Here is a 12,452-nt window from a genome sequence, read left to right as displayed (position 1 = left end):
CCACAGCGTTGATAGCTTGGGGCGGCCACGCAGCCGCGCACATCGACCAACCCTGGAGCCCGGACCCTTGAATACGCTTGCGCTCGGCCCGAGCTGGCTGGACCCGGATTATCTGCTCAACACCTTCGGGCTGCCCGGCCTCCTGCTGATCGTGTTCGCCGAGTCCGGGCTGCTGATCGGCTTCTTCCTTCCCGGCGACTCCCTGCTGTTCACCACGGGTCTGCTGGTGACGACGGGTGACCTGAAGCACCCCCTGTGGCTGGTCTGCCTCCTGATCGCCCTGGCGGCGATCATCGGTGACCAGGTCGGCTATCTCTTCGGACGCAAGGTGGGGCCGGCGCTCTTCAAGCGCCCGGACTCCCGTCTCTTCAAGCAGGAGAACGTCGAGAAGGCCCACGACTTCTTCGAGAAGTACGGCCCGAAGTCGCTGGTGCTGGCCCGCTTCGTGCCCGTCGTCCGGACCTTCACGCCGATCATCGCCGGTGTGAGCCGGATGGACTACCGCTCGTTCATCACGTTCAACATCATCGGCGGCGTGCTCTGGGGCGTCGGCGTGACGCTGCTCGGCGCGGTCCTCGGCAAGATCGATTTCGTGCACGAGAACATCGAGATGATCCTCATCCTGATCGTGCTGATCTCCGTGGTGCCGATCGCGATCGAGTTCCTGCGGGCGCGCAGCAAGTCGAAGAAGGAAGCCGCGGCGCGCGAGGGGGACGACGACGGCCCCTCGAACGGCGGGCCCGCGGCCGGCCCCCACGGCGGAGCGGACGACGACGGCCAGGGCCCTGCCGCCTACCGGTACACCGGCGACCAGCCGGCCCCGTACGGCACCGGCCAGGGCGCGCAGTACGGCAACGGCCAGTACGGCGGCCAGGGCGCCCAGTACGGCGGCGGTCAGTACGGCACGCAGCAGGGCGGCAACGGCCAGTACGGCGGCCAGGAGGCCCCGTACGGCGCTCAGTACGGCACGCACCAGGGTGGCGGCGGTCGGTACGGCGGCGACCAGGGTGGCCAGTACGGCGGCGCGCAGGGCGGTCAGTACGGCGGCGACCAGGGCGGTCAGTACGGCGGCGTGCAGGGCGGCCAGTACGGCACGGACCAGGGCGGCCAGTACGGCGGGCAGTACAACGGCGGCCAGAGTGGTCGGTACGGCGGCCAGGGCGGCCAGTACGGAGCCGGTCAGTACGGCGCCGCGGACCAGGCCGGTCAGTACGGCGCCGCCGACCAGGCCGGTCAGTACGGCAACGACCAGGCCGGTCAGTACGGCAGCGCCCAGGCCGCCCCGTACAACGGCGGGTACGGCGGCGGGCAGCAGCCCGGCCCGTACGCCGACGGCGGACCCTACGGTGAGCGACCCGCGGCCGGCCCGGACGACAACCAGGAGGACGACCCGGGTCAGTACGGGTGGCAGAACAGGCGCTGACCCCCCGAGCGCACCGACGGCGCCCCGGTCCCCCTGAGGGGGCGGGGCGCCGCGCGTGTGTCAGAAGCCGCGGGTCCGCTTGGCCGCCCGGCGGGACGCGCCCTCGACCGCGCCCGGCACCCGCATGAAGAGCCGGGAGATCTCGCTTCCCAGGTTGACCCCGATGGCGATCGCCAACGCCGTGGCGACCGCCGTGGAGAGGGAGGCGAGACCGGTGTCCACCTCGTTCTGCGCGACGCCCAGCAGACCGAAGTAGGTGGCCGAACCGGGCAGCAGCGGGCCGATCGCGGCCGTGATGTAGGGCAGCGACGAGCTGTAGTGGTAGCGCGAGAACAGCTGGCCGAACAGCCCCACCAGACCGGCCGCCACCGCCGTGGCAGCCACCGGCGAGATGCCGCCCTCGCGGGCCATCGCCCCGTAGATGACCCAGGCCACGCCCCCGTTGAGGGTCACCGCCAGCACCGTGGAACGCTCCTGCTGGAGCAGGATGGCGAACGCCAGCGTCAGGGTCATCGAGACCAGGATCTGGAGCACCGGCCGGTCGTTGGCCACGAACCGGGCCTCAGGGTTGAGCTCGGCACCGAGCTGGACGCCGAGGTAGAGCATCAGCAGCACGCCCGCCACGATGCCGATGAAGAAGTACATGACCTCCAGGAGCCGGGCTCCCGCGGTGATGTAGTAGCCGGTCAGGCCGTCCTGCACCCCGGCGACGAGAGCCCTTCCGGGCAGCAGCGCGAACAGTCCACCGGTGATCACCGCGGAGGGCCGCACATCCGTCGAATGGGTGAGGGTCAGAGCGATGCCCATCGCGGCGGGGGGCATGGCCGCCACCGTGAACTGGTAGAACTCGGGAAGCCCGCGCCCGGCGCAGAGCCAGGCCAGCCGGTCGCCGAGCATCGCGCCCGCCGCCGCCACGATGAAGACCAGCACACCACCGCCGACCAGCACCGATGCCGAGCCGGCGAGCAGACCCGCGGCGGCCGTCAGCACCCAGCCCGGGTACGGATGCCGGTTACGGCGGATCTCGGCGAGGCGCCGGTAGGCCTCCTCCAGCGAGACCTCGACGTGCTCCGCCGTGGTGATGTCGTCGATCAGCCGGAACACGGCCGCCAGCCGCGTGTAGTCGGTGCCCCGGCGCCGCACGGTGCGGCTGGCCGTCACGGGGTCGTCCACCAGTGACGGCTGGTACGAGATGGACAGCAGCGTGAAGGTGACCGTCGGCTCGCTGCGGTCGAGGCCGTACGACCGCGTCACGGCGAACATCGCGGCCTCGACGTCCTCGGCGCCCTCGCCGCCCGCGAGCAGCAGCTCCCCGATACGCAGCGTCAGGTCGAGGACGCGCGGGACCGCGGGCCCCGAGTCGTCGGTCCTCTGCACACTCTCGGGCGCCGGACGCTCCGTCACCGGCATGCGCAGCATCGTGCGCATCCGGTCCTGCCAGGGGGCTTCCTTGGTCAGCCGGACCATCGGAATGCCGTGCGCGGGAGTGAACGCCGGCGGATGCTGCTGCGCGTCGTACCCGCTCGGCGGGACGAAGGCCGACGAGAGCGTGTCGGAGCCCGGCCCGCCCCCCGGCCCGGAAGCGGAACCAGGCCCGGACGACGCCGTCGGATCGGTGTGCAGACCGGCCGGAAGGGCGAATTCCGATGTCGGATGGTCGTCCTCGGACGGGGCCGCGGGCTGCTCCACACCGGCCGGCGGGACGAAGGCGCTGCGCGCCTCGTCGGACTGGGGCTTCTGGTCCTCGGGACCGCCCTGTTCCGCCACCACTCGACCTCGTTCCTCCGCGACCGCTCGTTACGGGAGCGCTTCTGCCCAGTATGTGCACGGACATGGGCCGCCACACGCAACGGGCGGCGCACCGGTGAAGGTGCGCCGCCCGTTGTCCGTACGACTGGCTGGACCGGTCGGCCCATGCGCCGCGATCCGCGCCGTCCCGCCCGTGGGCGGAACCGTGGGATTACGTCAGTGCTTCTCGCCCTGCGCCTCGAGGCGCTTGTAGGAGGCCTCGATCTCGGCCTCGGCCTCGGTGCGGCCGACCCAGTCGGCGCCTTCGACGGACTTGCCGGGCTCCAGGTCCTTGTAGACCTCGAAGAAGTGCTGGATCTCCAGGCGGTCGAACTCCGACACGTGGTGGATGTCGCGCAGGTGCTCCACCCGGGGGTCGGACGCCGGGACGCACAGCAGCTTGTCGTCGCCGCCGGCCTCGTCCGTCATCCGGAACATGCCGATGGCGCGGCACTTGATGAGGCAGCCGGGGAACGTCGGCTCCTCGAGGATGACCAGCGCGTCCAGCGGGTCGCCGTCCTCGCCGAGGGTGTTCTCGACGAAACCGTAGTCCGCGGGGTAGCTGGTCGAGGTGAAGAGTCGACGGTCCAGACGGATCCGACCGGTCTCGTGGTCCACCTCGTACTTGTTCCGCGAACCCTTCGGAATCTCGATAACGACGTCGAACTCCACGGGTGGCTCCTCCATGATCAACACATACGACTGGTGGTTAAGTGTCCCTCACGCAGATGAGTGCTCGCGAAAGGGGCTGGTCAACGGTGGCCGAGCCGGTGGAGAAACCGACGGACGGACCGTTGAACAGGTGGGGCAAGTGGAAAGTCCCGAAGTACGTGAAGCGTGGGAGCGGACGGGTCGACCTCCGGCTCGTCGCAGGCTCCGCGGTGCTCGGCCTGGTGGTCGCCGCCGGTGCCGTCCTGGCCACCGGTCCCTGGGACTCCGGTCAGCGTAAGGCCGAGCGGGACCGGGTGGCCGCCCTGCAGCGCGCGGGTGGCGCACATCACGACGGGACCACGCCGGACGGTCCGGAGCCCGCAGCCAGCGCGCCGGCCGTCCTGAGAGCCCTCGGCGCCACGGGCGGCACCACCACGGCCCCCGCGGGCGCGAGCGGCCTGGACGCCGCCCTCACGCCCCTGCTGGACGCGCCCGCACTCGGCTCCGTACGCACCGCCGTGGTCGTCGACGCGGCCACCGGCAAGCAGCTGTACGCGCGGGGGGCGGGGACGCCCATGACCCCCGCGTCCACGGTGAAGATCGCGACGGCCGCCGCCGCGCTCTCCGCGCTCGGCCCCGCCCACCGCATCGCGACGACGGTCAGGCTGTCCCCGGACTCCCGGACGCTCACTCTCGTCGGCGGGGGCGACCCCACCCTGGACAAGGCGGCCCTGCGCTCCCTGGCGGCCGACACGGCGCGCTCCCTGCGCGACGCCGGTGCCGGGCCCGTGCGGCTGGTCTACGACGCGTCGCGCTACTCCGGCCCGGCACTCCACCCCATCGGCCCCAACGAGAACATCGCGCCCGTCAGCGCGCTCATGGCCGACGAGGGCCGCCTGGACAGGAGCGACCGGGGGCCGGCCCCCCGTACGGACGACCCGGCGGGTGACGCCGCGCGCACCTTCGCGGACCTCCTCGACGACGCCGGTGTCGCCACCCGGTCCGCCCCCGCGTCCGGACGGGCTCCGGCCAAGGCGCGAACGGTGGCGACGCATCTGTCGAAGCCCCTCTCCGCCCTGGTCGAGCGGGCCTTGACCAACAGCGACAACGACATCGCCGAGGCGCTGGCACGGCAGACCGCGCTGAAGGCCGGGGAGCCCGCCTCGTTCGCCGGGAGCCGCCGCGCAGTCACCGCCCGGCTGACGTCGCTCGGCCTGCCCCTGGGCGGCGCCCGGCTCGCCGACGGCAGCGGTCTCGACCGCGCGGACAAGGTGACGGCGGGGCTCCTGGCCCGGCTGCTCGCGCTCGCCGCCGGCCCCGACCACCCGGAGCTCCGCCCCGTACTCACCGGTCTGCCGGTCGCCGGATTCAGCGGCACGCTCGGCGACCGCTACACCGCGACGTCCCCGGCGACCGGCCTGATCAGGGCCAAGACGGGCACCCTCACCGGGGTGAACAGTCTCGCCGGAACCGCGGTCGACGCACAGGGCCGGCTGCTCGCCTTCGCCTTCCTGGCCGCGGGCACCACATCGGCCGACGACGCGGAAGCCTCTCTCGACACCCTCGCCACCACGCTCACCCAGGGCACCCGGTGAGCGGCTGACACCCCACCACGGGGCGACCACCTCACGTACGGTTGACGCATGACGAGCATCGGTGGTGCCGAGATGGTCGACTGGAATCTCGCGGTCGCGACTGCGACCCGGTTCGTACGGCCGGGTCCCGAGATCAGCCGTGAGGAGGCCCGCGCCGTCGTCGCGGAGCTCCGGCGGCATGCCAAGGCCTCGGAGGAGCACGTCCGTTCGTTCACCCGGATGATCCCGGAGGGACACGAACCCGAGGACACCCCGGTCCTGGTCGTCGACCGGGCCGGCTGGATCCGGGCCAATGTGGCGGGCTTCCGTGAGCTGCTGCGTCCCCTGCTCGGGAAGATGCAGGAACGCCGCGGCAGCGGGCCCGGCAACGCCGTGCTCGGCGCGGTCGGCGGCAAGGTGACCGGTGTCGAACTGGGCATGCTGCTGTCGTTCCTGGCCTCCCGGGTCCTCGGACAGTACGAGACCTTCGCCCCCGCCACCCGGGAGCTGCCCGCGTCCTCGAAGGGGGGCGGCAGGCTGCTGCTGGTGGCCCCCAACATCGTCCACGTCGAACGCGAACTAGAGGTCGACCCGCACGACTTCAGGCTCTGGGTGGCTCTCCACGAGGAGACGCACCGTACCCAGTTCACGGGGGTCCCCTGGCTCCGCGACCATCTGCAGGGCGAAATCCAGTCGTTCCTCGACGAGACCGACGTCGACCCGATGACCGTGCTCGAACGCCTCCGCGAGGCCGCGCAGGCCTTCTCGGGAGGCAGCCGCCCCGAGGGCGAACGGGGGGAGGAGGGCGACGACGGCGGGCGCAGCCTCGTGGAGATCGTCCAGACGCCCTCCCAGCGCGAGATCCTGGGCCGTCTCACCGCGGTGATGTCCCTGCTCGAAGGGCACGCGGACTTCGTGATGGACGGGGTGGGCCCCGAAGTGGTGGGCTCCGTCGCCGAGATCCGGGAGAAGTTCCAGCAGCGCAGGGCGCGTGGCGCGAGCCGGCTGGACCTGGCGCTGCGCAAGCTCCTGGGGCTCGACGCCAAGCTCCGGCAGTACCGCGACGGCGAGAAGTTCGTCCGGGCCGTCGTGGACGAGGTCGGTATGGACGGCTTCAACCGGGTGTGGACCTCACCCAACACCCTTCCCACCAAGGCCGAGATCGCCGCACCGGCGGACTGGGTGGCGAGGGTGCACCGTAAGGCAGACTCGTGATCTTGGGCGTTCCGGTGGCACGGGATTGCCTCTCCAATCACCCATCCGAGGGACCATAAGGGCATGGGAAGGCGTGCAATGCTCGATGAACAGCTTGGCTCTGTCACCATCGACGCACTCTGAGTGACGGGATTCCGTCCCGCGCACTCGGAGGCACCCCCCCAAAACTTCACCCGAAGGGCACCGGACATGGGTCCCCATCCTGCGGTCGCGGCGATACGCCTGGCGGTCCGCCGCGTACTCCACGACGTCGTCACCGAATACAACCGTCACACCGAACAGGCCGCATGCGGCGAGCTCGCCGAAGCGGGGGCGGGCGGGCGGCGTTCCGCGCTTCCCGATCGGCCGGACACCCCGCTGGTGCTCGTCGCATGCTCCGGGGGCGCCGACTCCATGGCCCTCGCCTCCGCCCTCGCCTTCGAGTCGCGCAAGCTTCCCGTCCGCGCCGGCGGCATCACCGTCGACCACAACCTCCAGCCCGGCTCCGGACTCCGCGCCCACGAGGTCGTCGCCCGTCTCACCGAGATGCACCTCGACCCGGTCGAGGCGGTCGCCGTGCGGGTAGGCCGCGACGGCGGCCCCGAGGCCGCCGCCCGCGACGCCCGTTACGCCGCCCTGGACGACGCCGCGGAGCGCCACGGCGCCGCCGCCGTACTCCTCGGCCACACCCGAGACGACCAGGCCGAGACCGTCCTGCTGGGCCTCGCCCGCGGTTCGGGTATCCGTTCGCTGTCCGGGATGGCCGCGGCGTCGGGCCCCGCCGGCCGCTACCGCCGCCCGTTCCTCCAGCTCGACCGGCAGACCGCCCGCAAGGCCTGCCTGGTCCAGTCGATCCCCGTCTGGGACGACCCCCACAACATCGACCCCGCCTACACCCGCTCCCGGCTGCGCCACGAGGGCCTGCCCGCCCTGGAGAAGGCGCTGGGCAAGGGGGTCGTGGAAGCCCTCGCCCGTACGGCACAGCTCTCCCGCGACGACGCGGACGCCCTCGACACCTGGGCCGCCGAGGCCGCGCGCTCGGTCCGGGACGACGACGGGCGTCTGGAGTGCGCCAAGCTCTCCGTCCTGCCGCCCGCGGTGCGCCGCCGGGTGCTGCGCCGGGCCGTGATCGACGCCGGTTCCCCCGCCGGTTCGCTCTTCGCGCGCCACATCGAGGAAGTCGACCGGCTCATCACCGGCTGGCGGGGCCAGGGCGCCATCAACCTGCCCGGCCGCGTCGAGGTGCGGCGGCAGGGTGGCAGACTGGTGATTCGGCAGAGCTGAAGCGCAAGCGGCTGAAGTGCAGGCGAAACGCCGGTCCGGCCCGGGGAAGAGTCCGGCCGGCAGGGCAGAGAAAGAGACGCGGGTGAACGAGAAGGACATGGGCACCGACCTTCAGTCGGTGCTCCTCACCAAGGAAGAGATCGACGCGAAGCTCGTCGAGCTGGCAGCGAAGATCGACGCGGAGTACGCGGGCAAGGACCTGCTCATCGTCGGCGTGCTCAAGGGCGCGGTGATGGTCATGGCGGACCTGGCCCGCGCGCTGTCCACCCCCGTCACCATGGACTGGATGGCCGTCTCGTCGTACGGGGCCGGCACACAGTCCTCGGGCGTCGTCCGGATCCTCAAGGACCTCGACACCGACATCAAGGGCAAGCACGTCCTGATCGTCGAGGACATCATCGACTCCGGCCTGACGCTGTCCTGGCTGCTGACCAACCTCGGCTCGCGTGAACCCGCGAGCCTGGAGGTCTGCACGCTGCTCCGTAAGCCGGATGCCGCGAAGGTCGCGATCGACGTGAAGTGGGTCGGCTTCGACATCCCCAACGAGTTCGTCGTCGGCTACGGGCTGGACTACGCGGAGAAGTACCGCAACCTCCCCTTCGTCGGTACGCTCGCGCCTCACGTCTACGGCGGCTGAGGCAACCGCCCCGACAGGAACCGGCGGCACCGGCGGCACCCGGCCGAACCCGGCCGGAGTCCCGGGAACCCTCGTGGCGTTCGGGCCGTTGGAGCCTTCGAAGACGGGTTTGCCGGACCTCCCCTGCGGTCACGGGTGACAATGCTGGGGTACCGTCCGAAGAACAGTCTTTTCTCACAGCAGCATTTACCTACGGGCAGGAGGGACGGGGCGACTTCGCTCCGTATGGATGGACGTGAAGCGATACTTCCGTGGGCCGGTCATGTGGATCGTGCTGGCCGTCCTCGCCGTGGTCGTGTTGATGCAGGTCGTCGGCTCGTCCGGCGGCTACAAGACGGTGGACACCGGCAAGGTGATCCAGGCGATCAGTAAGAACCAGGTGGAGCAGGCCAAGCTCACCACCGGTGACGAACAGATCCTGAAGATCGAGCTGAAGGACAAGGAAAAGCTCGAGGGCGAGTCCGGCAGCAAGTTCCAGGCGAGCTACATCGGCAACCAGGGTGTCGAGCTGGCCGACACGCTGCAGAAGAAGTTCGAGAGCGGTGACATCGAGAAGGGTTACACCGTCTCGCCGTCGAAGCAGTCCCCGTTCGTGTCGATCCTTCTCTCCCTGCTGCCCTTCGTCCTGATCGTGGTCGTGTTCCTGTTTCTGATGAATCAGATGCAGGGCGGCGGCTCCAAGGTCATGCAGTTCGGCAAGTCCAAGGCCAAGCTGATCACCAAGGACACGCCGAAGACGACGTTCGCCGACGTGGCGGGGTCGGACGAGGCCGTCGAGGAACTCTACGAGATCAAGGAATTCCTCCAGGAGCCGGCGAAGTTCCAGGCCGTCGGCGCCAAGATCCCCAAGGGTGTCCTGCTCTACGGGCCGCCCGGTACGGGTAAGACGCTGCTCGCTCGCGCCGTCGCAGGCGAGGCGGGCGTTCCGTTCTACTCGATCTCCGGTTCCGACTTCGTCGAGATGTTCGTCGGCGTCGGTGCCTCCCGGGTGCGTGACCTCTTCGAGCAGGCCAAGGCGAACGCTCCGGCGATCGTCTTCGTCGACGAGATCGACGCCGTCGGACGGCACCGCGGTGCCGGCATGGGCGGCGGTCACGACGAGCGCGAGCAGACGCTCAACCAGCTGCTCGTCGAGATGGACGGCTTCGACGTGAAGGGCGGCGTCATCCTGATCGCCGCCACGAACCGGCCGGACATCCTGGACCCGGCGCTGCTGCGTCCCGGACGCTTCGACCGGCAGATCGCCGTCGACAGGCCGGACATGCAGGGCCGCCTCGAGATCCTCAAGGTGCACCAGAAGGGCAAGCCGGTCGCGGAGGACGTCGACCTCAACGCGGTCGCGCGTCGTACGCCCGGCTTCACCGGTGCCGACCTGTCGAACGTGCTGAACGAAGCGGCGCTCCTCACGGCGCGCAGCAACAAGAAGCTGATCGACAACCACATGCTCGATGAAGCCATCGACCGCGTCGTGGCGGGCCCGCAGAAGCGGACCCGGATCATGTCCGAGAAGGAAAAGAAGATCACCGCGTACCACGAGGGCGGACACGCCCTGGTCGCGGCGGCCTCACCCCAGTCGGACCCGGTCCACAAGATCACGATTCTCTCCCGAGGCCGTGCCCTCGGTTACACGATGGTGCTCCCGGAAGAGGACAAGTACTCCACGACGCGCAACGAGATGCTCGACCAGCTGGCGTACATGCTGGGCGGGCGCGCGGCCGAGGAGCTGGTCTTCCACGACCCGACGACCGGTGCTGCGAACGACATCGAGAAGGCCACCGCCACGGCCCGCGCGATGGTCACGCAGTACGGCATGACCGAGCGTCTCGGTGCGATCAAGTTCGGTGGAGACAACACCGAGCCGTTCGTGGGCCGGGAGATGGGCCATCAGCGCGACTACTCGGAAGAGGTCGCGGCGCTCGTCGACGAAGAGGTCAAGAAGCTCATCGAGACCGCGCACAACGACGCGTGGGAAATTCTCGTCGAGAACCGCGACATCCTCGACGCCCTGGTCCTCGAGCTTCTCGAGAAGGAGACGCTCGGCAAGGAGCAGATCGCCGAGATCTTCGCCCCGATCGTGAAGCGCCCGGCTCGCCCGGCGTGGACCGGTTCCGCCCGGCGTACCCCGTCGACGCGTCCGCCCGTGCTCTCTCCCAAGGAGCTCGCCCTCACCAACGGCACTGCCAATGGTTCGGGTACTCCGGAGATCGCTCCGACGGACATCACGAAGAACACCGGCACCTCCACGGAGGCGCTCCCCGAGGATCGCCCCGAGAGCTAGCCCCTGCCCGACCTGGTGTGGCCCCTGTCCCGGGGGCTCCACCAGGCCCGGAATGGATGCCGCGCCCCCCAGGTTCTAGCCTGTGGGGGCGCGGCTTTTCCGTATGCCTGCGTTGCCTGCCGAATTTCAGTGAGGTCCGGGCGGGCCCGCGCATGTGACTGCACAGAGGAACGAGGCACAGATGACCGACCCGGTGACGCTCGGCGGGCAGGGCTCGATCGGCGTATTCGACGAGAAGCGGGCCGAGTCGGCCGTACGGGAGCTCCTCATCGCCGTGGGGGAGGACCCTGACCGTGAGGGGCTGCGGGAGACCCCGGGCCGGGTGGCGCGGGCGTACAAGGAGATATTCGCCGGCCTCCACCAGGAGCCCGAGGACGTCCTGACGACGACGTTCGATCTCGGCCACGACGAGATGGTGCTGGTGAAGGACATCGAGGTGTTCAGCACCTGTGAGCACCACCTGGTGCCGTTCCACGGTGTCGCGCACGTCGGCTACATCCCGGCGACGAGTGGCAAGATCACGGGACTGTCGAAGCTGGCCCGGCTGGTCGACGTCTACGCCCGACGGCCGCAGGTCCAGGAGCGGCTCACCACGCAGATCGCCGACTCCCTGATGGCGATCCTGGAGCCGCGCGGGGTCATCGTCGTCGTCGAGTGCGAGCACATGTGCATGTCGATGCGGGGGATCCGCAAGCCCGGAGCCAAGACGATCACGTCCGCCGTCCGCGGCCAGCTGCGCGACCCCGCCACGCGGGCCGAGGCGATGAGCCTCATCATGGCGCGCTAGGCGTTCACCTCGGGGTGGCGGGGACGACGCGGTGGTACGAGCCGCTTTCCGGCCGCCCGGCCGACGCGAGACCCCTGAACGGGTCGGCCGACCGGTACGTCTCCCCGTACGCCTGGCTCCAGGTCTTCGAGTCGCCCGAGCACGCCGGCCGGACGCTGGTGAATCTGGTGGTCGCGGATCTGGACCGGGCGCTCTCGGACCTCGCGGGCCGGGGGATCACGGCCGGGGAGACCCGGCCCGGCTCCCGGGGGTGCGGTTCGCCGCCGTGCACGACCCCGACGGCAACCGGGTCACCCTGATCGAGAACCCGGCGGCCGACCAGGGCCGGGCCCTTAGGCGGCCTGGGCCGTGTTCCTGTCGTCGTCGCCGTCCTCCGGGAGGCGGCAGACGCGCTCCAGGAACAGGGCGGCCGCTATGACGCCGATGCCTGCCAGCACGGCCGCGCCCGCGTAGATGGCCTGATCCCGACGGGGCGGGACGTCCAGGGAGCCGAGCAGGAAGACGCCCGTGCCGCCGTACATCCCCGCCACGAGCGCGGCGACCAGCGCGCTCGCCTGGCCGAAGACCACGGCGCGCGCCGCCATCATGGGTTCCACGCCTTTCGCCCCCGGGCGGCGCTCCCGCTGCGCGCGCAGCCGTGCCCGGATCGACAGAGCCGTGGCGAGCAGGACGACGGCGATCACGGCCAGCACGATGGGCGCGGCGAGCGGCACGCTCGGCAGTGTCCCCAGGGAGTCCCAGAGGCGGGCCCCACCCCAGGACAGCACGCCGGCTCCGGCGAAGAGTCCGGCCAGGAGCCCGAGCCGTAGTTGCTTCACCGAGAGTGCCGCCTTTCG

General features: G+C 70.5%; 11 protein-coding genes. 8 read left to right on the top strand and 3 right to left on the bottom strand.

Annotated features, from left to right (window positions below; all coding sequences use genetic code 11):
* Positions 1–67 precede the first annotated feature (67 nt).
* Positions 68–1,423: a DedA family protein gene (locus tag ACIBCU_RS15240; RefSeq protein WP_399231751.1), complete on the top strand. Its 1,356-nt coding sequence runs from the start codon at positions 68–70 to the stop codon at positions 1,421–1,423.
* 60 nt (positions 1,424–1,483) lie between these two features.
* Here ACIBCU_RS15240 and ACIBCU_RS15235 read toward each other — a convergent pair whose 3' ends face one another.
* Both ACIBCU_RS15235 and ACIBCU_RS15230 read right to left on the bottom strand, forming a co-directional pair.
* Complete coding sequence (locus tag ACIBCU_RS15235; RefSeq protein WP_362927138.1) at positions 1,484–3,193, bottom strand: threonine/serine exporter family protein; 1,710 nt, start codon at positions 3,191–3,193, stop codon at positions 1,484–1,486.
* A 195-nt stretch (positions 3,194–3,388) separates the two neighbouring features.
* On the bottom strand, positions 3,389–3,883 hold the full coding sequence (locus tag ACIBCU_RS15230) for an inorganic diphosphatase (RefSeq protein WP_362927137.1): 495 nt from the start codon (positions 3,881–3,883) through the stop codon (positions 3,389–3,391).
* Positions 3,884–3,969: 86 nt separating this feature from the next.
* Here ACIBCU_RS15230 and dacB point away from each other — a divergent pair, with 86 nt between their 5' ends.
* The 7 genes from dacB to ACIBCU_RS15195 all read left to right on the top strand — a co-directional run bounded on the left by dacB (position 3,970) and on the right by ACIBCU_RS15195 (position 11,915).
* A complete protein-coding gene (gene dacB, locus ACIBCU_RS15225) occupies positions 3,970–5,457 on the top strand; it encodes a D-alanyl-D-alanine carboxypeptidase/D-alanyl-D-alanine-endopeptidase (protein ID WP_399231749.1) in 1,488 nt (495 codons plus the stop codon).
* 48 nt (positions 5,458–5,505) lie between these two features.
* Entirely contained in the window at positions 5,506–6,651 is a 1,146-nt protein-coding gene (locus ACIBCU_RS15220) for a zinc-dependent metalloprotease (RefSeq protein ID WP_399231747.1), read from the top strand.
* Between the two features lie 189 nt (positions 6,652–6,840).
* A complete protein-coding gene (tilS, locus tag ACIBCU_RS15215) occupies positions 6,841–7,914 on the top strand; it encodes a tRNA lysidine(34) synthetase TilS (protein WP_362927135.1) in 1,074 nt (357 codons plus the stop codon).
* A 97-nt stretch (positions 7,915–8,011) separates the two neighbouring features.
* Complete coding sequence (gene hpt, locus ACIBCU_RS15210) at positions 8,012–8,551, top strand: hypoxanthine phosphoribosyltransferase (RefSeq protein WP_014155504.1); 540 nt, start codon at positions 8,012–8,014, stop codon at positions 8,549–8,551.
* Positions 8,552–8,780: 229 nt separating this feature from the next.
* Positions 8,781–10,829, top strand: coding sequence for an ATP-dependent zinc metalloprotease FtsH (ftsH, locus tag ACIBCU_RS15205; protein WP_362927134.1), 2,049 nt, complete (start codon positions 8,781–8,783; stop codon positions 10,827–10,829).
* Positions 10,830–11,010: 181 nt separating this feature from the next.
* Positions 11,011–11,616, top strand: a complete 606-nt coding sequence (gene folE, locus ACIBCU_RS15200) for a GTP cyclohydrolase I FolE (protein WP_362927133.1) — start codon at positions 11,011–11,013, stop codon at positions 11,614–11,616.
* Positions 11,617–11,630: 14 nt separating this feature from the next.
* On the top strand, positions 11,631–11,915 hold the full coding sequence (locus ACIBCU_RS15195) for a hypothetical protein (protein ID WP_399231744.1): 285 nt from the start codon (positions 11,631–11,633) through the stop codon (positions 11,913–11,915).
* Positions 11,916–11,948: 33 nt separating this feature from the next.
* Here the strand turns inward: ACIBCU_RS15195 and ACIBCU_RS15190 are convergent, their stop codons facing one another.
* Entirely contained in the window at positions 11,949–12,434 is a 486-nt protein-coding gene (locus tag ACIBCU_RS15190; protein ID WP_362927132.1) for a DUF3180 domain-containing protein, read from the bottom strand.
* Between the last annotated feature and the right edge of the window lie 18 nt (positions 12,435–12,452).

This window comes from Streptomyces sp. NPDC051064, assembly GCF_044455985.1.
In the GTDB taxonomy this organism is placed as follows: domain Bacteria; phylum Actinomycetota; class Actinomycetes; order Streptomycetales; family Streptomycetaceae; genus Streptomyces.
This window is presented reverse-complemented; position numbering and strand designations above follow the sequence as displayed.